This window comes from Gardnerella sp. KA00390, from assembly GCF_049244075.1.
Taxonomy (GTDB): domain Bacteria; phylum Actinomycetota; class Actinomycetes; order Actinomycetales; family Bifidobacteriaceae; genus Bifidobacterium; species Bifidobacterium vaginale.
In genome coordinates, this window is record NZ_CP058372.1 from 646,135 (window position 1) to 667,509 (window position 21,375).

Genomic DNA, 21,375 nt, shown 5'->3' on the forward strand with positions numbered 1-21,375 from the left:
ATTTGATAAATAGAAAATCCTAGAAGCGATTAATAGATTTTACTGTATCTTACGCTACTAGGATTTTATTTGTGACTTTTTTATTTGTTACTTTTATTATTGGATATTATCGACGTTCATGATGGTTGATTTTATTGGATATTAAATCTCCAACAGTTTGTACTACTTGCACAAGAAGAATACAGAAAATAACAGCAACACTCATAACATCGTATTGGTAACGCTGATATCCGTAGCGAATTGCAATATCTCCTAGACCGCCTGCGCCAACAGTTCCAGCCATTGCAGAGAATCCAAAAAGTGTAATGAAAGTCAATGCCGCTCCACGAATTAATGAAGGCAAGCTTTCAAAAAGCAATACTTTGAATACTATTTGCGTATTGCTTGCGCCAAAACTTTGTGCAGCTTCTATAAGACTTCCATCAACTTCTGCAAGAGATTGCTCAACAATTCGCGCTACGAATGGTGCAGCTGTTAAAACAAGAGGAACAATAGCGCCAGAAACTCCCAAAGACGTTCCAACAATAAGTCTAGTAAGTGGAATTATTGCAACAAGTAGGATTATAAACGGTATTGAGCGAACAATATTTACAATCCAACCTAAAACCGCATTCAAATATGAGTTAGGACGTATTCCTTGTTTTGCGCTTGTTATAAGAAGAACTCCTATTGGTAATCCTATTACGTATGCGAATAGTGTAGATATTGAAGTCATAGATATTGTATCTTTTGTGCCTTCAATAAGTAGTTCTCCATATTCGTCTATAAATTGTGAAATATTTTCTGGCATTTTTATTTCACCCCATTGTTTGTTGCGCTATTAGTGGTTATTTCATTTTCGGAATTACTATTATTGGATTTAGTTCCCCTATGGTTTTCAACATGTTCGTCTGCAATAAGCGTTTTTAAAATATTGCTTTGAGGATTTTTGAAAAGTGTTGAAGTGTCGCCGATCTCTACGATTTTTCCGCCGTCAATCATAGCAACCCTATCGCAAATATTTCTTGCTACTGCTAACGAGTGAGTAATAATAACCAGTGTTACGTTAAGATCTCGGTTGATTCTTCTAAGCAAGTCAAGTATTTGTGCTGTAGTTGTTGAATCCAAGGCGCTTGTTGCTTCGTCACAAAGCATTATAGAAGGATTATTAGCAAGTGCTCTCGCTATTGCAACTCTTTGCTGTTGTCCGCCAGAAAGCTGAACAGGGTAACGGTTTGCTAAATCTTTTAATCCAACTAAATCGAGTAAATACTTTGCTCGTTCTTCTCTTTTTTCTTTAGGAGTGTTGTTTAGTTCCAAAGGAAAAGTCACATTTTGTAACACAGTTCGCTGTTGAAAAAGACTAAAGTTTTGGAAAATCATTCCAATATTCGATCTTATTTTAGATAAATCTCTATTTTTGGCGTCCGTAATATCTTTTCCGTCTATTAGCACTCTTCCAGATGTTGGACGTTCTAACAAGTTCATGCATCTGACTAATGATGATTTTCCAGCTCCAGAAGATCCCAAAATACCAAATACTTCGCCTGATTCAATAGTTAAATTAATATCGTTAAGTGCTTCGTGCGATTGCTTACCACTTGAGTAAGTTTTATAAAGATGCTCAATTTGAATCATATTATCTCTCACTGATTTTGGAAAACAAATATGAGGCACGTGCCTCTATGCTTTTGTGAGGCACATGTCTCATATTTGCTTAAGGTTAGAACAATGCAATCATCTTAGAAAACTGGCAAAACAGCGCCGTTGTAGTTTTTCTTTATAAAGTCACGAACTGCATCTGTTTTTAACGCTTTTACAAGAGCCTTGATCTTAGCAAGCTTTTCGGATCCTTTCTTAACAGCAATAATGTTTTCGTATGTCTTAGCAGCTACGCCTCCAACTTTTTCGCTTGTAAGAGGATCTTTAGTTGGGTTAAATCCAGCTTGAATAGCGTAGTTTCCGTTTAGAGCAGCTAAATCAACGTCCTTAACAACTGTTGGAACCAAAGCAGCGTCTATTTCCTTAAACTTTAGATTCTTTGGATTAGAAACAATATCTTTCTTTGTTGCGTTAACATCCTTTGGATTCTTTAGCTTAAGAAGACCTGCATCTTGCAAAAGAAGAAGTGCGCGAGCTTCGTTGGTTGGGTCGCTAGGAACCGCAACTGTTGCGCCATCTTTTAAGTCCTTAATTGTTTTAGTCTTTCCTGGGTAAAGTCCAAATGGTTCAAAGTGGATTCCAGCAATAGAAATAATATGCGTTCCTCTTTCTTTATTAAAGTTATCTAAGTATGGCAAATGCTGATGGTAGTTTGCGTCTGCTTCGCCTTCTTCTACAGCAGTATTTGGTTGCACGTAGTCAGTAAATTCCTTAACAACCAACTTATAGCCTTGTTTTTGCAAAATTGGCTTAACTACTTTGTTTAAAATATCGCTGTGAGGAGTTGGGGAAGCTGCAACCTTAATCACCTTATCGTCTTTAGTTGCTCCATTTGCAGAAGATCCGCATGCGCTTAGTGAAAGCCCCAAAATCGCAGTTAGTGCTGTAAAAGCTGCAATAATCTTTGTGTTCTTCTTTGTGATTTTCATATTTTTCCCCTTGTCCTTTAATGTTTTTTGTTCGTTGATTTTTTGTTTCTTAGCAACGGAATATCAATATATGCGATTTTGTATCTTCTTCGCTACCTATTTTCTATTTGTATAATTTATGACGAGTTAGCAATACTAATGAAATCAGGCAGATATGTGACAATTAATTTTTTATACTTGCGATTAATTTTTTGTTTTTCGCTTGTTTTTTATGATTGGCGTTTTGCGATTTTCCTGTTTAGTGGATGCTTTTATTGCAGTATGACTTTATAAAATGCGGCTTATGCAACATGGATTATAATAAAAACATGACTTCTTTGCGTTTAGCTTTAGCTCAAATTGACACTTGCGTTGGAAACATAAGCAAAAATACGGATGAAATATTGCGATTTTGCAAAGACGCAAGTAAGGGAGACGCCGATATTGTTGTGTTTCCAGAAATGACACTAACAGGGTATCCAATCGAAGACCTTGCTTTGCGTGCAACATTTAGAAAAGCAGCTGGCGACGCTGCTTATAGTCTTGCAAAAATCTTAAAAGATAGCGGATTAGGTGATTTATACGTTGTTGTTGGAACAGTTGGTGTAGACGATGAATTAGGTAAGCCAAGAAATCGTTTACTTGTTATTCATGATGGAAAAGTGGCACTTGTTTACGACAAGCATTTCTTACCAAATTATGGCGTTTTTGACGAATTTAGAATTTTCTCTTCTGGAAATGATTGCGGAATTCTAAACGTTAAAGGCGCAAAATTAGGATTTGCGATTTGCGAAGACATCTGGCAAGATGGCGGCCCAGTTGCGCGTCTTTCTAAAGAGGGGATTGATGTTTTAGTAACAATCAACGGTTCTCCGTACGAAGAAGGCAAAACAGATATTCGCTTAAAGCTGGCGCAAAAGCGTGCAAAAGAGGTTAATGCTCCTCTTGTTTACGTAAATCAAGTTGGTGCTCAAGATGATCTTGTTTTTGATGGCGGCAGTTTTGTAGTAAACGCAGATGGATCCCTGATCGAGCGTTCTAAAATGTTTGATCAAGACTTAAGTTTTGTTGATTTTAATACAGATTTAGATGCACAAAAATGCTCAACGATTGCTCAAAAATTAGACCCAGACGAAGAAGTTTATTGCGCATGTGTTTTGGGACTTAGAGATTACATGCGCAAAAACGGATTTAAGGGCGTTTGCTTAGGACTTTCTGGCGGAATTGACTCTGCGCTAGTTGCAACTATGGCGGCAGATGCTTGCGGAGGGCAAAACGTTTGGGGAATCTCAATGCCAAGCATGTATTCTTCGCTTGGTTCTAAAGACGACGCTTGCGATTTAGCTAAGCGACTTGGAGCACATTACGATATTCAGCCCATTGAGCCACTTTTTAAGTCATTCCAAAATCAGCTTGATTTACAAGGTGTTGCTGCAGAGAATTTGCAAGCGCGAGTTAGAGGCGTGATTGTTATGGCGTACTCTAATTCAAAAGGTTTGCTGGCTCTAGCTACTGGTAATAAGTCGGAGCTTGCATGCGGTTATTCTACGATTTATGGAGATGCAGTAGGAGGGTATGCTCCTATTAAAGATTTGTTTAAGACTCGCGTTTGGGCGCTTTCTAGATGGCGAAATCGTGCTGCTCAAAATGGAGTAGGTCTTGGAATGTTACCTATTGCAGGAAGAGAAGATTTTCCTAAAGACAATGCTCCAAAAGATGGCATTCTTATACCTGTAAACTCGATTATTAAGCCTCCAAGCGCAGAGCTAAGACCAGGGCAAAAGGATTCTGATTCTTTGCCAGAATACGATTTGCTAGATAAAGTGTTGGAAGCTCATATTGAGCTTGCTCATGGTCGCGCAGATTTGCTTGCAGATGGTTTTGATGAGCGCACAGTTAATACAGTTATTAGGCTTGTAGACCGCGCAGAATGGAAGCGTAGGCAGTATCCGTTAGGGCCAAAAGTTAGTGCGATTGCGTTTGGAAGAGATAGGCGAATTCCAGTAACAACCGCGTTTAGAGAGTAGACGAAATCTTGGATACGTCTTGGGAAAAGTCGCAAGCATCCGTTGATTAACTACATATTGCATATGCGCTAGTTTGAGTATTCAAACTAGCGTTTTTTACTAAATTGAATACATAAAAGCATAAAATGTGAGGTAACTCACTTTAAAATAGTAAAAAATCGACGTGTACTGTTTAAACATTGCTTTAACATAGTAGAGAAGACGGCGTGAAGAAGCGTCGTGGATACGAAAGGAGTCAAATATGGCATCAGTGGATGCATCCGTTCTCACCGAAGAGGATCTTCGTGCAAAAGCGTGGGATGGATTTACAAGCGGCAATTGGGAAAAAGATATTGACGTACGCGACTTTATTTTAAAGAACTACACCCCATACGAAGGCGACGAATCCTTCTTGGCGAATGCTACCGAGAAAACGAAGCATATGTGGAAGTATCTCGATGACAATTACTTGGCAGTTGAGCGTGAGCGCCGCGTGTACGACGTTGAAACTCATATTCCAGCAGGCATTGACGCAATGCCAGCAGGCTACATTGAAAGCCCAGAAGTAGATAACGTAATCGTCGGTTTGCAAACTGACGAACCTTGCAAGCGCGCTATGATGCCAAACGGTGGTTGGCGAATGGTTGAGCAGGCTATTAAGGAAGCCGGCAAGGAAGTAGATCCAGAAATTAAGAAGATTTTCACCGTTTATCGCAAGACTCATAACGATGGCGTGTTTGGTGTTTACACCAAGAATATTAAGATTGCTCGCCACAATAAGATTTTGACTGGTTTGCCAGACGCTTATGGTCGTGGTCGTATTATCGGTGATTATCGTCGCGTGGCTCTTTACGGCGTAAATATGCTTATTGAGTTCAAGAAGCGCGATAAGGATTCGATTCCATACCGCAACGACTTTACTGAGACCGAGATTGAGCATTGGATTCGCTTCCGCGAAGAGCACGATGAGCAAATCAAGGCTTTGAAGCAGCTTATCAACTTGGGTAACGAGTACGGCTTGGATTTGAGCCGCCCAGCTCAAACCGCTAAGGAAGCTGTTCAGTGGACTTACATGGGCTATCTTGCTTCTGTTAAGAGCCAGGATGGCGCTGCAATGAGCTTCGGACGTGTTTCCGCATTCTTCGATTGCTACTTTGAGCGTGATTTGAAGGCTGGATTAATCAACGAAACCGATGCTCAGGAAATCATTGATGCTTTGGTTATGAAGCTTCGTATTGTTCGCTTCTTGCGTACTAAGGATTACGACGCAATCTTCTCTGGAGATCCATATTGGGCAACTTGGTCCGATGCTGGCTTCAGCGATGATGGTCGCACATTTGTTACTAAGACTTCGTTCCGTTTGCTCAACACTTTGACTCTTGAGCATCTTGGGCCAGGTCCTGAGCCAAACATCACTATTTTCTGGGATCCAAAGCTTCCAGAAGCCTACAAGCGTTTCTGCGCACAAATCTCTATCGACACTTCTGCAATTCAGTACGAGTCCGATAAAGATATTCGTGAGCACTGGGGCGATGACGCTGCTATTGCTTGCTGCGTTTCCCCAATGCGCGTTGGTAAGCAAATGCAGTTCTTCGCTGCTCGCGTTAACTCCGCAAAGGCTTTGCTCTACGCGATTAACGGTGGTCGCGATGAAATGACTGGCATGCAGGTTATTGATAAGGGTGTTATTGACCCAATCAAGCCAGAAGCCGACGGAACTCTTGACTACGAGAAGGTTAAGGCCAATTACGAGAAGGCTTTGGAATGGCTTTCCGAAACCTACATTGAGGCTTTGAACATCATCCACTACATGCATGATAAGTACGCGTACGAGTCCATTGAGATGGCTTTGCACGATAGGGAAGTCTATCGTACACTCGGCTGCGGTATGTCTGGCTTGTCTATTGCTGCAGATTCCTTGGCTGCTTTGAAGTATGCAAAGGTTTACCCAATTTACAACAAGGATGCTAAGACCACTGAAGGTCATGAGTATGAGTACATCGAAGGCGCAGAAGACGACTTAATCGTTGGCTACAAGACGGTTGGAGAGTTCCCAATCTACGGTAACGATGACGATCGTGCTGATGACTTGGCAAAGTGGGTTGTAAGCACTGTTATGGGTCAGGTAAAGCGTTTGCCTGTGTACCGTAATGCTGTTCCAACTCAGTCTATCTTGACTATTACTTCTAACGTTGAATACGGCAAGAACACTGGTTCCTTCCCATCTGGTCACAAGAAGGGTACTCCTTACGCTCCAGGCGCAAACCCAGAAAATGGTATGGATTCTCACGGTATGCTTCCATCCATGTTCTCCGTTGGCAAGATTGACTATGATGATGCTCTCGATGGTATTTCTTTGACCAACACCATTACGCCAGATGGTTTGGGAAGAGATGAAGACGAGCGTATAACGAATTTGGTTGGTATTTTGGACGCTGGCAACGGTCACGGCTTGTACCACGCAAACATCAACGTTTTGCGCAAGGAACAGCTTGAAGACGCTGTTGAGCACCCAGAAAAGTACCCACACCTTACGGTTCGCGTTTCTGGCTACGCAGTGAACTTCGTAAAGCTCACTAAGGAGCAGCAGCTCGACGTTATTTCTCGTACATTCCACCAGGGTTCAGTTACTGACTGATTCTGATTGATTGCGAATGCCGCCGGGAGTGAGTAGGTTTTGCTCCTGGCGGCTTTTAAAATAAACGTAGTTTTTAAAATCGAATAAATTAAACCAAAGACGGTTATAGGAGGGCATATAGATGGTTGAAAACACAGCATTTCGTACCACGACTCAGCACATGTTAAAGGAGTCAAAAGAGTATGCCCGACAAACTTTAATGGGTGGTCTTTCTGGTTTTGAATCTCCAATTGGATTAGACAGAAAAGACCGCTTAGTTGCTCTTAAAACTGGCGATATTGGATTTGTACATTCTTGGGATATTAATACTTCTGTTGATGGCCCTGGCACTCGTATGACTGTTTTTATGAGCGGCTGCCCACTTCGCTGCCAATATTGCCAAAATCCAGATACTTGGAAAATGCGCGATGGCAAGCCAGTCTACTTAGATGCAATGATTAAAAAAGTAGACCGTTATCAAAGTCTTTTTAAGGCAACTGGTGGCGGAATCACATTTTCTGGCGGCGAATCCATGATGCAACCAGCTTTTGTATCTAGAGTATTTCGTGCAGCAAAAGAAATGGGCGTGCATACTTGCTTAGATACTTCGGGCTTTTTGAATCGCAATTATACAGACGAAATGATTGACGACATTGATCTTTGCTTGCTAGATGTTAAATCTGGTATTGAAGAAACGTATAAAAAAGTAACTGGCGGCTTGCTTCAGCCAACTATTGACTTTGGTCAGCGCTTAGCGAAGGCTGGTAAGAAGATTTGGGTGCGTTTTGTGCTCGTTCCAGGTCTTACAGACAGTGAAGAAAATGTTGAAAAAGTTGCTGAGATTTGCGATTCGTTTGGAGATGCTGTTGAGCATATTGACGTGCTTGGATTCCATCAACTAGGCCGTCCAAAGTGGCATGAGCTTAGGATTCCGTACCCACTTGAGAATCAAAAAGGGCCTTCTAGGGCGCTTAAAGAGCGAGTTGTAAATCAGTTCAAAGACCACGGTTTTGTAGTGTACTAGACTGCGTTTAGATTGCACTAAAGTTGTAATTGTAATTTAGGCAATTTTTGCGTATTGTATTGTTTTTTTTTGAAGGATTTTGTATAATTATACAAATAACCTTTTTTAGAGAAAGGATACGCAATGAAGCGCAGAATAGGTTGTTGGATTGCATTAGCTTTTGCATTAGCGTTAGCTATTTTTGCACGGTGTAACGATCAGTTTGGCTTTGGCACAGCGCTTATTATTTTAATTGTTTTGCCGATAATTTTGTTGCCGATAAATATCGTTGCGGCTTTCGATAAGAAACCTCTTATTGAAGTGCCAATAATATCTATTGCTATAACCATTGCTACAGAACTTGCCACTTTCCCAATAAGAGATTTAGGTTTACATGCTATCTACGTTATCCCAACAGTTTTAGTTTCGGCAGTCGCATTTACTCTTACTAGATTCCTTAAAACTAGGCTTGTTAAGCACATAAATGGAGAAATAGTAAATAATAAAACAGATTGATTATTTAATTGATTACTTATTTGTGATTAGTCGTAGTTGTGTGCGAAAGTTGAAGCCGTGTTAAAAGATGCATAATCTATAACACGGCTTAAATATTTTTTACGGATATTTTGCAAAAAATTGCAAAGTAAGATGCAAAAAGCGTAAGAATTTGGCTAAAGCGTACAATCGGGAGGCGTTCTTGAATAAGGAACCAAAGCTCTTAAAAGAGCCTAGAGAAGGAGTTCCAGAAGTCATTGATACGCTTGAAGCATATAAAGAATATTGTAATTTGTTGGCAGCAGGGTCGGGGCCTTTGGCTGCAGATGCAGAGCGCGCATCTGGTTTTAGATATGGTCACGAAGATTGGCTGATTCAGTTCAAACGCAAAGGTGCAGGAATTGGATTGCTGGACCCAATAGCTTTAGGAAAACTTGGCGTTGATTGGCATGAATTTAACCAGGCAGTAGGGGATGCGCCTTGGATTATTCACGATTCTATGCAAGATTTGCCAGGATTTTTCGATATTGGTTTGCGTCCGCGTGCTTTATTTGATACAGAAATCGCAGCTAAATTACTTGGTAGAAAGCGCTTTGGATTAAGCTCTGTAACTGAATATTATTTGGGGTTGACTCTTGCAAAAGAACATTCTGCAGCGGATTGGTCATATAGACCTCTTCCTAGAGATTGGCGAAATTACGCGGCTTTAGACGTTGAATTGCTAATCGAATTAGAAGAAGTAATGAGCGGCGAGTTAAAAAAGCAAGGCAAGCTTTTATGGGCAAATCAAGAGTTTGCACACTTATTAAGTAAAGGTGCGCAAAAGAAGGCTCCTCACCCAAATCCTTGGCTTAGAATATCTCATATAAGCGTTCTTATGCACGATAAAATCGGCTTAATGATTGCAAAAGAGCTTTGGCAAAAGCGAGATGAGCTTGCTCGTCAATACGATATTGCGCCAACTCTATTGCTTTCGGATGCTGCGATTATTGAGGCAGGCAAGCGAAAGCCAAGTAATTCTAGGGAGTTTCGCTCAATTCGCATTCTTAACGAACGCGTTAGGATTCACACGGGCAGCGAGCAAGACAAGATGTTTGAACGCTATGCTCCGATTCAGCGCAAAATCAAACCAAATGTGTGGAAAGCTGTTATAGAAGACGCGATTAGTCGCGCTAAAAGTGGGGAAGTCGCTATTGTTTCTAAGCTTGATGATTCAAGTAGTAAATATGGCAATTACAACGATTCTGGCGATTCTGACAATTCTGCGGATGCTGGCGATTCTGCGGATTCTAGCGATTCTGCGGATTCTAGCGACGCACAAGAATCGCAAGCAGCTCCACGATCTATGAAGTATTGGCGTGATCATCATCCCAAAAGATATGAGCGCTTACAAAATGTAAAGCAGTCTTTAATCAAGATTGCAGAAGATACGCATACTCCTACAGAAATCATTATTAAACCGCAAATTATTCGCAATCTTTGTTGGCAAGATAATATTGAGCATATTAACGTTAAGGAGTTTCTTGTAGAGCAGGGCGCAAGAACGTGGCAAAGCGATTTAATTGCAGAGTCCGTAACTCGCGCTATTATGTAACGGTTGTGCCATATGGCAGAAGCTAGAAAACGTAATTTCAGGAGCATGAAGCGTGAAAATCAGCGTCAGGAATCTTGAGCCAACTAAGGTTAAGCTCACCATTACCGCAGATCTCGAAGATTTTGAGCCATTTATGGATCAGGCTCGTAAAGAGATCGCAAAGCAAATCAACGTGCCAGGTTTCCGTAAGGGACACGTACCAGGCAAGATTGTCGATCAGCGAGTTGGCTTCGGAGCTGTTGCCGGTGAAGCTGTAAATTCTGCTGTTCCAGAGCTTTATTCTAAGGCTTTGGAAGAAAAGAAGATTCGCCCAATGGATCAGCCAGAATTTGATGTTCAGGAAGTTCCAGAATCCGCTAAAGACGAGGTTAAGCTTAAGTTTGTTGCAACTGTTGAGCGTCGTCCAGAGTTTAAGCTGAACAAGTTCAAGGGTGTAGAAATCGAAGTAGAAAAGCCAGAAGTTACAGACGATGATGTTAATGCTCGTCTTGAGGCTTTGCGTCAGCGCTTCGGTACTCTTGTTGGTGTTGATCGCCCAGCTAAGAAGGGTGATTTTGCTAACATTGATTTGGAAGCTCGAATCGACGATGAGGTTGCTGATTCTCAGAATGGCGTGAGCTATGAGCTTGGTTCCAACACCATGCTTGATGGTTTGGATGAAGCTTTGGAAGGTCTTTCCGCTGGCGAAGAGACCACTTTTGAAGGCACTCTTGAGGCTGGAAAGAACCAGGGTAAAAAAGCTCAGGTTAAGGTGAAGGTTAACTCTGTTAAGACTCAGGAATTGCCAGAGCTTAATGATGACTTCGCTCAGGAAGCTTCTGAGTTTGATACTTTCGAAGAGCTTAAAGCTGATGTTCGTAAGTCTTGCGAGCAGGCAAATGAAGGCCGTCAGGCTACTATGGCTCGCGATGCCTTTATTGCTAAGATTCAGGAAGAGGTTGAGATTCCTGTACCAAAGGGTGTTAAAGAAAAGGCTGTTGCTGAACATCTTAAGGGTATGACTCCAGATCCTGAAAAGGCTACTAAAGAGCAGAAGGAAGAAGCTGAGAAGGCTGCAGAAAAGGAGCTTCGTGACCAAATGGTTCTCGACGCTTTGGCAGAAAGCCTCGATGTTTCTGTATCTCAGGCAGATGTCACTAACTTCTTGGTTTCTGTTGCTCAGCAGTATGGTATGGATCCAAGCCAGTTTATTAACGCTATTGTTCGTAATGGTCAGCTTGGTTCCGCTGTTCAGGAAGTTGCTCGTTCTAAGGGCTTGCTTGCTGGTATGCGTGCTGTGAAATTCGTTGCTGGTGGAGAGGCTATAGACTTGAGTGCTTTCTTAACGGAAGAAGAGGAGCCAGAAGACGAAAGCGTTAAAGCTGCTTCCGCTGCTGCTGCAGTAGCTGATGAGCTTACCTCTGAAAAGTAAGTTAGTATCTTCTATTAGATTTTAATCTAAGACCTAGTGGAGTTTAGCTCCGCTGGGTCTTACTTATATCTAATTAAATAATTACGATTATTATAGGAAAATCTTAAGAATTGCGAGACATTATGGATAATAGTGCTAAAACTAAGCATGAAGCTTGTTGCAGATTTGGCAGATTCGGTAAATCTTGCAAGTTATTTAGTTTTGCAATTCGTCTAGCGTGTTTTATTGCAGTCTCTGTTGCCCTTGGCGTTCTTATTGGCCTAGGAGCTACAGTTCTTACGCTTATTTTTTATGCTGTACAATACCTTGCTTTTGGCTCAATTGAATCTGCTAAAAACACTGTATTTTCAGCTCTTCCTTGGTATCGATACGTGCTACCTGGCACAATTGCTATGACTATTGCTGCACTGGCTTGGTATTTTTTGCGAAAAAGAGAAAATCCTCCTCGAATCGTTACTATTCCACAAGCCGTTAGTGGCAGTAGAATGCCAATTTTTTCTACTATTGCACATGTTTTATTGCAAATCGGCATTGTTGGCTCTGGAATTTCAATCGGAAGGGAAGTAGCTCCTAGAGAATTAGCTGCAATGATTGCTCAGCGTTGCAGCAGTATTTTTCATATGTCTGTTAAGACTCAGCGTATACTAGTTGCGTCTGCTGCAGGTGCTGGCTTGGCTGCAGTGTACCACGCGCCTTTAGCTGGCACCGTGCTTTCTTTAGGTTTGCTTAGTAAAACTCAAGGTTTTGGTTTTTATGCGTGGCTAAATCGCGAGAATGGCTTGCTAATAGATAATGCAGCTAAAAATATTGCGCGCTCGGAGCGTTTGCATTGCTTGCCTTTTGCTCTTGTTATGAATTATGTTGCTGCGTTTGTTGTTGAATTTTTATTGCATCATTCTAGATACTACAATATTTCGCAATTTTCTTGCGTGATTTCTTGGCAAATTTGCGTTTTAACTGTTGTTGTTGGTGCAGTGTGCGGCTTAGTTGGTTACGTTTTTCGCTTGGGTATTATTTGGTGTAGAACTCATGCTTTGCGTGGCATACAAATGCTGTGTTTTATGCCTGTAGCTGGCTTAGTTATTGGTGTTGCGGCTTGTTGGTTTCCGCATATTATGGGGAATGGTAGGTCGCTTTCTCAGCTTGCTTTTTCTGTAGCTAGTTTTCCGTATTTGGCAGAAAGTTCACATATTGTGACTATTTTATTGCTTCTTGCAATGATGAAAATGCTTGCGACTTTGTTGGTTTTGCGTTACGGTGCCTCTGGAGGCGTTTTGCAGCCGAGTATTTCGACTGGCGCTTGCTTTGGTGTGATTTTATACGCTATTTTTTCAACGTCTGCGCTTTCGCAAGTTTTTGACATTTCGCAAGTTTCTGCAATTTCTGTATCTATTATTGGCGCTGTTTCTTTACTTGCATCTTCCAGAAAAGCTCCAATTATGGCTTGGCTTTTAGTTGCTGAATTAGTAAATGCGCCGTTTGCATTACTTTTTCTTATGCTATTTGCTGCAATTGTGTCCAATTGCGTAGCTAATTGTGTTGAGCGATTTATTTCGCATTTTTTTGCGGTCACACGCACACGATAGTCTAGATATATTCAAAATGTTTGTAAGGAGATAAGGTGACTGAGCTGTTTACGGCTTCTCCCATTATGCAAGAAGGGGAGCCACAAAATCCAATGGATTCGATTTTTAATCAACTTTTAAAGGATCGTATTATTTGGCTTGGTTCTGAAGTCAAGGATGAAAATGCTAATATCATCTGTGCACAGATGCTTATGCTAGCTGCGCAAGATCCTAAAAAAGATATTTGGCTTTATATAAATTCGCCTGGAGGGTCTATTACGGCAGGAATGGCGATTTATGATACTATGCAGCTTATTGAGCCAGATGTGGCTACTATTGCTGTGGGAATGGCTGCTTCTATGGGTCAGTTCTTACTGAGTTCTGGTACTCCTGGTAAGCGTTTTATTACATCTCATGCACGTGTTCTTATGCACCAGCCTTCTGGTGGCGTTGGCGGTACTGCAACTGATGTGCGTATTAATGCTGAGTTAATTATGGATATGAAGAAGACTCTTTCTGAGCTTACTGCGCAGCAGACTGGTCATACAGTTGAAGAAATTTACCGTGACAATGAGTATGATCATTGGTTTACTGCGCAGCAGGCTTTGGAGTATGGTTTTGTGGATAAGATTGTCACCACTCCAGCTTCTATGCGTGGGGAGGAGTGATTTTATATGGCAAGTGAAGAAGCAAAGTTTGTTGCACGCGCCCAGCGCTTGGGTGGATTTGGTCAAACCAGTGGTGTGTTTACGAATCGTTATGTTTTGCCTCAATTTGGCGAGCAGACTCCTTATGGTATGAAAACTCAAGATCCGTACACTAAGCTTTTTGAAGATCGTATTATTTTCATGGGTGTACAAGTTGATGACACTTCTGCTGATGACATTATGGCTCAGCTCTTGGTTCTAGAAAGCATGGATCCAAATAGGGATGTAATGATGTACATTAACTCTCCAGGCGGTTCTATGACAGCTATGACGGCAATTTACGACACTATGCAGTATATTAAGCCAGATGTTCAAACGGTGTGTTTAGGGCAAGCTGCTTCGGCTGCTGCGATTTTGCTTGCAGCTGGTTCTGCTGGTAAGCGTATGATTCTGCCAAATGCTCGTGTTCTTATTCATCAGCCTGCTATGGGTCAGGATTTTGGTAAGGCTACTGAGATAGAGCTTCAGGCTAAGGAAATGTTGCGTTTGCGCGAATGGTTGGAATCCACTCTTGCAAAGCATACTGGTCAGGATATTGAGCGTATTCGTAAAGATATTGAGGTGGATACGATTCTTACAGCTCCTCAGGCTAAAGAATACGGTATGGTAGATGAAGTTCTTGAACATAGGTCTTAAGTAGTTTTTACTTTTTAGATTTTTATGTTTTAGCTGCAACCCTTGGCGACACGCCAAGGGTTGTGTTTTTGTGAATATGGTTGTATATTAGTCAAGTTGCCGAAAACAAGGGAACGATTTCCTAAGGCTTCGGAAACATGCGCCAGTAGCCCAACGGATTAGAGCATCTGACTACGGATCAGAAGGTTGCAGGTTCGAATCCTGTCTGGCGCACAGGTGGCGCGGTGATTTTCACCGCGTTTTTTTTTATTCTGTTTTCCGCTTAACGCATACAAAATCATATTAGGTATAAAAAAACGAGGAACAAATCCAAAATTGGGAGCGTTCCTCGTTTGCTTGTAAGTCTTACGCTTATCGTTTAAACCTACTCAGTAACTGCCTTCTTGAGCAAAGAACCAGCGGAGATTCTAACACCGTAAGATGCAGGAATCTTAATGGTTTCGCCAGTGCGTGGGTTGCGGCCAGTGCGCTCAGCGCGCTTTACACGCTCAGCGGAGAACAGGCCAGTGAGCTTCAATCCTTCACCAGACTGCAAAGCCTCAACGAACACATCCTGGAATGCGTTGACAGCGGCCTCGGCCTGTGCCTTGGTAAGGTTGGACTTCTGAGCGATCTTCGAAACGAGATCAGACTTGTTGTATGCCATACAAGCATCCTTTGTGTTAGGGGCCTTCTCTTCCAAAGACCACTTTCACTCATAGATATTAATACATTTTCCCTACAAATGCGCGGTTTTTCGCCGTTTTTCCGAGATTTTTTTACGATTTTTTAGATTTTTTGCTTGATAAAATACTTTAAAATCGTAGAAATGCCTTATATAGGTTTATTTATACTATTATCAACTAAATAATCTTATATAATAAGAAAGTTGGTTTTTCAAGATTTTAAGCAGACCATACTAAGCTGTCTAGCTTTTTAAGCATATGTTACATGGTCTAAACTAATCCGCGGTTACTAAGACTTTTCATAGCAAAAGCGCCTATTGGTATTCTTAGCCAGTAGAACATGAGTCTGTAAAGTAGGGTAGCAGATAATGCGATAGTTGGATGAATTCCAACTGAGGTAAAAGCAAAAGTAAGTGAAGCTTCAACAGCTCCCAATCCACCTGGTGTAGGAACAGCGGAACCAGCAGTATTGGCAACTAGGAACAGTAGCACTGTTTCCCAAGGGTTTGCATAGTAGCCGAAAGCAAGAAGAGCTACCCAATATCCCAGTCCTGTTGCAAAAACAAGAATAAGACCGCCTACAGTGCCTTTAATGAGCTGTTTAGGGCTACTTATTAGCTCTTTAATCTGTTTACCATAATCTGAAAGAATAGGAAGATATCTTTTACGTATAAATTTTCGAATAGGTGTAATAATCATAAAAGTGCATATGATTAGCGTTACTATTCCTATTACTGTTATGAGCATGTGTGTAGGAATCATTCCAGAAAGCACATTTTTACCAGTAAAAATGCCTACGCAGAACATAACTAAAGCTGTAACAAGTGCTTGTAAAAGCCAAACTGCACTTGTAATGGCTGTGGCTTGAGCAGCCGAATACCCATTCTTTTTTATAATTTGCATGTTCACAAAGGCTGGTCCTACGCCAGCTGGCATGGAAACAGCTGTAAACCCAGAAGCAGCTTGTGATGTAAACAGAACGCCAGCAGAAGGGCGTGAATCGTCCATAAAAGATCCAACTGTAATCGCAGAACCTACCCAAGCTAGCAAGCTGAACGCAAAGCATAATAGAACCATTAATGTATCCGCGCGTTTAAGAGCAGATACAATTTCTTGAGGATGCCATTGTGTTGCAATAGCAGCCAGAGCTGCAACAATAAGAATCAGCGTAACGAAGAATCTAATATTAAAACGGGCTAATCGCACTGTATCATAATCTTCGTCATCTGTGTGCTCGCATACCTTTTCACCTAGCTTAGTTTTAAGTTCTTCAAACAATTTCTTATTCCAAGACGTTAATGCTCTAGTTGATGAAGGAATAGCAGCTTTTTGCATAAAAGGCATTATTTGAGCTAGTTTATCTGCGCCCCAAGTATTCATAGCAGCGTCTATAGCGCTACTTGTATCAATGCATGTTGCGATTATTGATAACAGTTGTACTTTGTCTAAAGCAATATTGGTGTCGTCGCTAGCAACATCACCATTTTGCCATCCTGCAATAACCGGAGTTCCATCTTCTAGCCTTGCAAGTGTTTCTGGGCTTATTCTTCTATGTGTTATTCCTCGATTGTTTGCAATATCGAGGTAGCGCATAAGTCTTTCCGCATCTTTAATTGTAAGCGTGTTTAAATTGCATGGCACAAGTACATTATCGGTGTGGAATACCATTATTGAAGATTTTCCACAATCTGTTACTCCGTAAACGTTTGCTGTAGCTAAGTGCAAGCTCCTAAGAACAAGAAGCATTGAAAGATGATGATGTATGGAGTGTCTTGCAGAACGATCTCGTCTAACTGGTATATCTATTAGCTTAATCCATTGCCATAGCTGATTTAGATATCCTGGCAAGTGAACCTGATTATCTAGAACCGAAATCACGTATCTTGTTCCATGAATATCAATCGCATCGTATAGCCTTGAATTTTCAATCAGATCGTCATCAAGGCTAGATTTCAGAACACCATTATGGTCTGTAGTTAGTGTACGTCTGTTTAATTGAACAAGATGAGTAATTCCAATATTTTCTAATGCGTCAACTATATCTTTTCCCCAAGCACCTTTGCTGCGAGTGCCTTTAATAAATCTGATTATTGTACCTATAGCGCGACCAATACACCAAGATGTTAAAACACCTGTTAGTGAATGCCATGATGTGACTATTAGTATAGGTGAAGCAATTATTAATGCTTGCCAAGATATTCTTACGACTTTACTATCTCGTCTAGGTCCACTAACGGTTAAAAAAGCAACTATTACCGCGTATATGTCTGGCAATAATTCAGTACCGTGACTGCTGGAAATTGAGTTAAATGATGTAAATAGTGGAGCATTATTTAAAGCAGTGAGAAGATAAGAAATATACCATACGAGAGGATATGTTAATAGCAAGGTTAGTGTAGATATCGTTGTATCAATCCAACGTCTTGCGTTAATCATAGAAATTACTACGCTAGCTACTATGGCGATTGTAATTGCTTGCTGGAAAAGAGAAGATGGTAATCCAGTTACAATCCACACAATAATTTTTCCAGCATTTTTTGCATCGTGCTCTACGCCTGCGGTTGTGCCAGAAAAACACATTGTAAACAGTACAACCGCAGTTCCTAGTGCAATAGATATAATCGCGTAAATCAAGTCAGCCCAATTACGAACTAATTTAGGCCTCGTGTCATTAATAACCAAATTTTCTTCTACTTGCGATTGCATAAACACACCGTTTATTTATTAAATAAAATTATCGAATAAAATCAACCAGCCTAGATGCAATACCAGTATAAGATTCTGGTGTAAGAGCTTTCAACCTATTTGCTGTTTCTCTATCAAAGTTTCTAGAAGATATAAACTTTTCAACATCTTGTCTAGAAATACTATGACCGCGCATTAATTCTTTAACCTGCTCATATGGACGTTCCATTCCTTCTACGCCAGCAATTTCTTGAGCTCTCATAGCAGTTTGGATTGGTTCTCCAAGAACTTCCCAGTTGCTGTTAAGCTCTTCGCTCATCATTTGCGTGTTTGGATGAATCGACTTTAAGCCGCCAAGAAGATTGTTCAAAGCAAGAAGAGCATAACCGAATGCGGAACCAACGTTTCGTTGAGTAGTTGAATCTGTTAAGTCTCGCTGCCAACGGCTCTCGGTAAGAGTTGCGCAAAGAGTGTCGAAAAGTGCGCAAGAAATCTCAAGATTTGCTTCCGCGTTTTCGAATCGAATAGGATTCACTTTGTGAGGCATTGTGGAAGATCCTGTAGCTCCTTTAACTGGAACTTGTACAAAAACTCCGCGAGAAATGTACATCCACACGTCTACAGCAAGATTGTGAAGAATATGATTAATGTGACTTACTGTGCTATAAAGCTCTGCTTGCCAATCGTGGCTTTCGATTTGCGTTGTAAGAGGATTGAAGCAAAGACCCATTCTATTTTCTACAAATTCTTTAGAAACGCTAAGCCAATCAACATTAGGGAAAGCAGCAAGATGAGCGCCAAAAGTTCCAGTAGCACCATTTATCTTTCCAAGATACTCTTGGGAGTTAAGGTGTTTTAGCTGGCGATTTAGTCTATAAACAAACACTGCAAGCTCTTTACCTAAAGTTGTAGGAGTGGCAGGCTGACCGTGAGTGAGAGATAGCATTGGCATATCTCTATACTCTTGTGCTTTTTGGGTTAAGTAATCGACAATAGCTTTCAAATTTGGCGTGTATACGTTTTCAACCGCGTTTTTTACGCACCTCGCTATAGAAAGATTGTTTATATCTTCACTCGTGCATGCAAAATGAACTAATGTTTTAAGATTGCTAAGCTGGGTTTTATGCCCTAATACTTGCTCTGCTTTGTCTAACTCGTCGTCAATGTAGTATTCAACAGCTTTAACGTCGTGATGTGTTATAGCTTCGTGAGCTGCATGGCGTTTTATTCCTTCTGCTCCAAAATTTTCTGGAATTGCACGCAAATAATCGCATTCTTCATCTATTAAAGGATTTACGCCGTCTACAATGGTTTTGAATCCGTTTCCCTTGTATCCGTTTGCTAAAAGGATCATCCATTCAACCTCTACGCGCATGCGCTCGCGGTTTAAGGCTGGTTCGCTTAGAAATTCTACAAGATCAACAGTTTGATTGTGGTATCTTCCGTCTAGCGGAGTCAAAGCAATAGCAGGGCAAATATCAGTAAGCTTCATACTTTAAAGGTTACAGCATGGCATGAAACTACTAGGTGTTTTGAGCGGTTATTAGTTAATGGCGCATAGTTAATGGCTCATAATTCCTTGCCATAGTGTTGTTTCTTCTAATTCGTCACCTAGTGTTTTTCTAAAATGCTCTTCTTGCATTCGTATCTCTTTAGATCCAAGTTGATGAGCGTCTTCATAAGCTGCTTTATGATAATTCAAATCATGTGTGAGCGTTCCTTCTTCTGGTACATTTTTTACTAAGATTCCATCTTTTTCAAAAAGTTTTTCATTTTTATAACTTTTAGTTCTGTATTGTTTATTGTTTTTCTTATTATTTTCTTTATTTTTGTTTTGCGATTTTATTACATTTACAACAAGTGAATTGTATATTGCATTATGAGCTGTTTTAGGGGCGATTGTGCCATTGTGAGCAGTAGCGCTTTTCTTTGCAGTTCCATGTATTGTAACCCAATTATTTCTATTTGGATTAGATGCGCCATCTAAGGTAGGAACTAGTTCGTCTTCCATTTCTATGCTTGTGACCCAAGTTTTATTTGGTATTGGATGGTTTGCTATTGGAGATCCAGCAGTTACTATGTGTTTTATGTTGTATTGTTTTGAGTAATCGCTAGCTATGCTTGCAGCTACAATTCCTCCTTGTGAATGTCCAACAAGAATAACTGAGTCTTTTGCTTTAATTCCGCTTTTTCTCATGGCTTCTATAACCATTCTTGTGCTGTCTGCATTTTGTCTTACGTTTTTAGAACTACTCATAACTTCTGCGTTTTGTGGCCATCCAAAAGGAGATTTTGGTTTGCCATCTGTTCCAGGTATTGTAACAAGCCAAGATATGCTACCGTCTTTTTTCTTAAAGCGTTGTATTGCTATTGTTGCTGCATCTGCGTTTATTTTAGGCGGTTTTACGCCAAGGTTTCCATTTGAAAGATCTGTTAGATTTGCAAGAGCTTGACTAATATTGCTTCCTCTGTAATGCAATATTTTCGAATATTCTCTGTGAGTTAATCTAATTTTTGTTACTTTAAGATTATTCCCTTGGTTTGCATCGTTGATTTTTGCGCTAAACAAGCTTAATGCGCTTGCAAAAGTGGAAACTGGTGCTTTTGAATGTTTTACATCGTTCTTTTCTTGAATACTAGAAAAAAGACGAATAGGGATTCCTGTTACGGGGTTTATTAGAAAATGCTTAGAAAAGCCTCTAATAAAGCCTTGTTGAATTGGTGCAGTTTCATGACTCCATTTAGAAAAGTTTTTCATACCGCTTTTTTGAGTCATATCTAAAAGTATGCTAAATCCTACGCTTGCAAAGAATGGTACTGCTGTAATAGGGAATATACTTGTACCAATCGATACAAGATTATCTAAGTTTTCTCTATTTTTGTATTCTGCGTTAGCATATAGATTATTTGCTCTGATTATTAGAGAAGATAATTCATCAAGTTTATTTGATAACGATTCACATTGGCTTGATTTTATTCTGCATTCTGCAGGATCCAATAGCGGTTGTAAAGAATCGTCATTAAAATAACCATTAAAATTTTTGTTATTTTCAGAGAAAACAGACGATTTTTGACTTTCAATCTGCATTGCAGCTTGCATCCAGCTTGTGCTTAACGAGTGGAAATCGTTGGATAGTTCTTGTAATTTTGCGGATTTTGTTTTGTATTCGCTAGCATCAGCTACGCTAATAGTTTTCCCACCTGTTATTGTTGATTTAACTCTCCAAGGCATTAAATTCACCTCCATAAGTTGATTTTTGAGTTAATAGAGCTAATTTCGCATGCTTTTTTGGCAACATTAAACATTTCTTCATTGAACGCGTTTGCGGCTTTTCCATGCCAATCTTTAAGAGTATTTGAATGTGCTTCGCCAAGCACGCTGTTAGAACATTGTTCTGTTCTTGCTATCAGCCAGTAATAATTATTAAATGTATGCATACAA

General features: G+C 40.5%; 17 protein-coding genes and 1 tRNA gene. 10 read left to right on the top strand and 8 right to left on the bottom strand.

Annotation, left to right across the window (positions count from 1 at the left end; genetic code table 11):
• Nucleotides 1-106 precede the first annotated feature (106 nt).
• The 3 genes from HXT53_RS02420 to HXT53_RS02430 form a co-directional block, all read right to left on the bottom strand.
• The gene (locus HXT53_RS02420; RefSeq protein ID WP_004112597.1) at nt 107-790 is read right to left on the bottom strand and encodes a methionine ABC transporter permease; all 684 of its coding nucleotides are present in this window, start codon (nt 788-790) and stop codon (nt 107-109) included.
• A gap of 2 nt (nt 791-792) precedes the next feature.
• On the bottom strand, nt 793-1,617 hold the full coding sequence (locus HXT53_RS02425) for a methionine ABC transporter ATP-binding protein (RefSeq protein ID WP_014554658.1): 825 nt from the start codon (nt 1,615-1,617) through the stop codon (nt 793-795).
• A 104-nt stretch (nt 1,618-1,721) separates the two neighbouring features.
• The gene (locus HXT53_RS02430) at nt 1,722-2,570 is read right to left on the bottom strand and encodes a MetQ/NlpA family ABC transporter substrate-binding protein (RefSeq protein ID WP_004112601.1); all 849 of its coding nucleotides are present in this window, start codon (nt 2,568-2,570) and stop codon (nt 1,722-1,724) included.
• A gap of 308 nt (nt 2,571-2,878) precedes the next feature.
• Between HXT53_RS02430 and HXT53_RS02435 the strand changes: the two genes are divergently transcribed.
• From HXT53_RS02435 to HXT53_RS02480, 10 genes are all read left to right on the top strand, one after another.
• Nucleotides 2,879-4,576, top strand: coding sequence for an NAD+ synthase (locus HXT53_RS02435; RefSeq protein WP_004112603.1), 1,698 nt, complete (start codon nt 2,879-2,881; stop codon nt 4,574-4,576).
• A 241-nt stretch (nt 4,577-4,817) separates the two neighbouring features.
• The gene (pflB, locus tag HXT53_RS02440; RefSeq protein WP_004112605.1) at nt 4,818-7,193 is read left to right on the top strand and encodes a formate C-acetyltransferase; all 2,376 of its coding nucleotides are present in this window, start codon (nt 4,818-4,820) and stop codon (nt 7,191-7,193) included.
• A 121-nt stretch (nt 7,194-7,314) separates the two neighbouring features.
• Nucleotides 7,315-8,196, top strand: coding sequence for a pyruvate formate-lyase-activating protein (pflA, locus tag HXT53_RS02445; protein WP_004112608.1), 882 nt, complete (start codon nt 7,315-7,317; stop codon nt 8,194-8,196).
• 123 nt (nt 8,197-8,319) lie between these two features.
• Nucleotides 8,320-8,691 carry a hypothetical protein gene (locus HXT53_RS02450; RefSeq protein WP_174191060.1) on the top strand — a complete coding sequence of 124 codons (372 nt, stop codon included), beginning with the start codon at nt 8,320-8,322 and terminating at the stop codon, nt 8,689-8,691.
• Nucleotides 8,692-8,872: 181 nt separating this feature from the next.
• On the top strand, nt 8,873-10,264 hold the full coding sequence (locus HXT53_RS02455) for an HRDC domain-containing protein (RefSeq protein ID WP_032842056.1): 1,392 nt from the start codon (nt 8,873-8,875) through the stop codon (nt 10,262-10,264).
• A gap of 52 nt (nt 10,265-10,316) precedes the next feature.
• Nucleotides 10,317-11,675, top strand: coding sequence for a trigger factor (tig, locus tag HXT53_RS02460; RefSeq protein ID WP_004115416.1), 1,359 nt, complete (start codon nt 10,317-10,319; stop codon nt 11,673-11,675).
• A 122-nt stretch (nt 11,676-11,797) separates the two neighbouring features.
• Nucleotides 11,798-13,261: a chloride channel protein gene (locus HXT53_RS02465; RefSeq protein WP_421780557.1), complete on the top strand. Its 1,464-nt coding sequence runs from the start codon at nt 11,798-11,800 to the stop codon at nt 13,259-13,261.
• Between the two features lie 35 nt (nt 13,262-13,296).
• Nucleotides 13,297-13,908, top strand: coding sequence for an ATP-dependent Clp protease proteolytic subunit (locus HXT53_RS02470; RefSeq protein WP_004112615.1), 612 nt, complete (start codon nt 13,297-13,299; stop codon nt 13,906-13,908).
• Nucleotides 13,909-13,914: 6 nt separating this feature from the next.
• Nucleotides 13,915-14,583 (top strand): ATP-dependent Clp protease proteolytic subunit, encoded by a 669-nt coding sequence (locus tag HXT53_RS02475; RefSeq protein ID WP_004112616.1) that lies wholly within the window; start codon nt 13,915-13,917, stop codon nt 14,581-14,583.
• Nucleotides 14,584-14,722: 139 nt separating this feature from the next.
• A tRNA-Arg gene (locus HXT53_RS02480) sits at nt 14,723-14,796 on the top strand.
• Between the two features lie 151 nt (nt 14,797-14,947).
• Here the strand turns inward: HXT53_RS02480 and HXT53_RS02485 are convergent.
• The 5 genes from HXT53_RS02485 to HXT53_RS02505 all read right to left on the bottom strand — a co-directional run bounded on the left by HXT53_RS02485 (nt 14,948) and on the right by HXT53_RS02505 (nt 21,371).
• Nucleotides 14,948-15,229, bottom strand: coding sequence for an HU family DNA-binding protein (locus HXT53_RS02485; RefSeq protein WP_004112617.1), 282 nt, complete (start codon nt 15,227-15,229; stop codon nt 14,948-14,950).
• A gap of 289 nt (nt 15,230-15,518) precedes the next feature.
• Nucleotides 15,519-17,954 (bottom strand): lysylphosphatidylglycerol synthase transmembrane domain-containing protein, encoded by a 2,436-nt coding sequence (locus tag HXT53_RS02490; RefSeq protein WP_009994202.1) that lies wholly within the window; start codon nt 17,952-17,954, stop codon nt 15,519-15,521.
• Nucleotides 17,955-17,982: 28 nt separating this feature from the next.
• Nucleotides 17,983-19,425 carry an adenylosuccinate lyase gene (gene purB, locus HXT53_RS02495; protein WP_048730312.1) on the bottom strand — a complete coding sequence of 481 codons (1,443 nt, stop codon included), beginning with the start codon at nt 19,423-19,425 and terminating at the stop codon, nt 17,983-17,985.
• 69 nt (nt 19,426-19,494) lie between these two features.
• Nucleotides 19,495-21,165, bottom strand: a complete 1,671-nt coding sequence (locus tag HXT53_RS02500; protein ID WP_285089101.1) for an alpha/beta hydrolase — start codon at nt 21,163-21,165, stop codon at nt 19,495-19,497.
• A 5-nt stretch (nt 21,166-21,170) separates the two neighbouring features.
• A complete protein-coding gene (locus tag HXT53_RS02505; RefSeq protein WP_004118052.1) occupies nt 21,171-21,371 on the bottom strand; it encodes a hypothetical protein in 201 nt (66 codons plus the stop codon).
• Nucleotides 21,372-21,375 lie beyond the last annotated feature (4 nt).

Coding starts and splice junctions, on each gene's coding strand:
- HXT53_RS02420 (WP_004112597.1), bottom strand. CDS start 790: ATGCCAGAAAATATTTCACAATTTATAGACGAATATGGAGAACTACTT.
- HXT53_RS02425 (WP_014554658.1), bottom strand. CDS start 1,617: ATGATTCAAATTGAGCATCTTTATAAAACTTACTCAAGTGGTAAGCAA.
- HXT53_RS02430 (WP_004112601.1), bottom strand. CDS start 2,570: ATGAAAATCACAAAGAAGAACACAAAGATTATTGCAGCTTTTACAGCA.
- HXT53_RS02435 (WP_004112603.1), top strand. CDS start 2,879: ATGACTTCTTTGCGTTTAGCTTTAGCTCAAATTGACACTTGCGTTGGA.
- pflB (WP_004112605.1), top strand. CDS start 4,818: ATGGCATCAGTGGATGCATCCGTTCTCACCGAAGAGGATCTTCGTGCA.
- pflA (WP_004112608.1), top strand. CDS start 7,315: ATGGTTGAAAACACAGCATTTCGTACCACGACTCAGCACATGTTAAAG.
- HXT53_RS02450 (WP_174191060.1), top strand. CDS start 8,320: ATGAAGCGCAGAATAGGTTGTTGGATTGCATTAGCTTTTGCATTAGCG.
- HXT53_RS02465 (WP_421780557.1), top strand. CDS start 11,798: ATGGATAATAGTGCTAAAACTAAGCATGAAGCTTGTTGCAGATTTGGC.
- HXT53_RS02475 (WP_004112616.1), top strand. CDS start 13,915: ATGGCAAGTGAAGAAGCAAAGTTTGTTGCACGCGCCCAGCGCTTGGGT.
- HXT53_RS02485 (WP_004112617.1), bottom strand. CDS start 15,229: ATGGCATACAACAAGTCTGATCTCGTTTCGAAGATCGCTCAGAAGTCC.
- HXT53_RS02490 (WP_009994202.1), bottom strand. CDS start 17,954: ATGCAATCGCAAGTAGAAGAAAATTTGGTTATTAATGACACGAGGCCT.
- purB (WP_048730312.1), bottom strand. CDS start 19,425: ATGAAGCTTACTGATATTTGCCCTGCTATTGCTTTGACTCCGCTAGAC.
- HXT53_RS02500 (WP_285089101.1), bottom strand. CDS start 21,165: ATGCCTTGGAGAGTTAAATCAACAATAACAGGTGGGAAAACTATTAGC.
- HXT53_RS02505 (WP_004118052.1), bottom strand. CDS start 21,371: ATGCATACATTTAATAATTATTACTGGCTGATAGCAAGAACAGAACAA.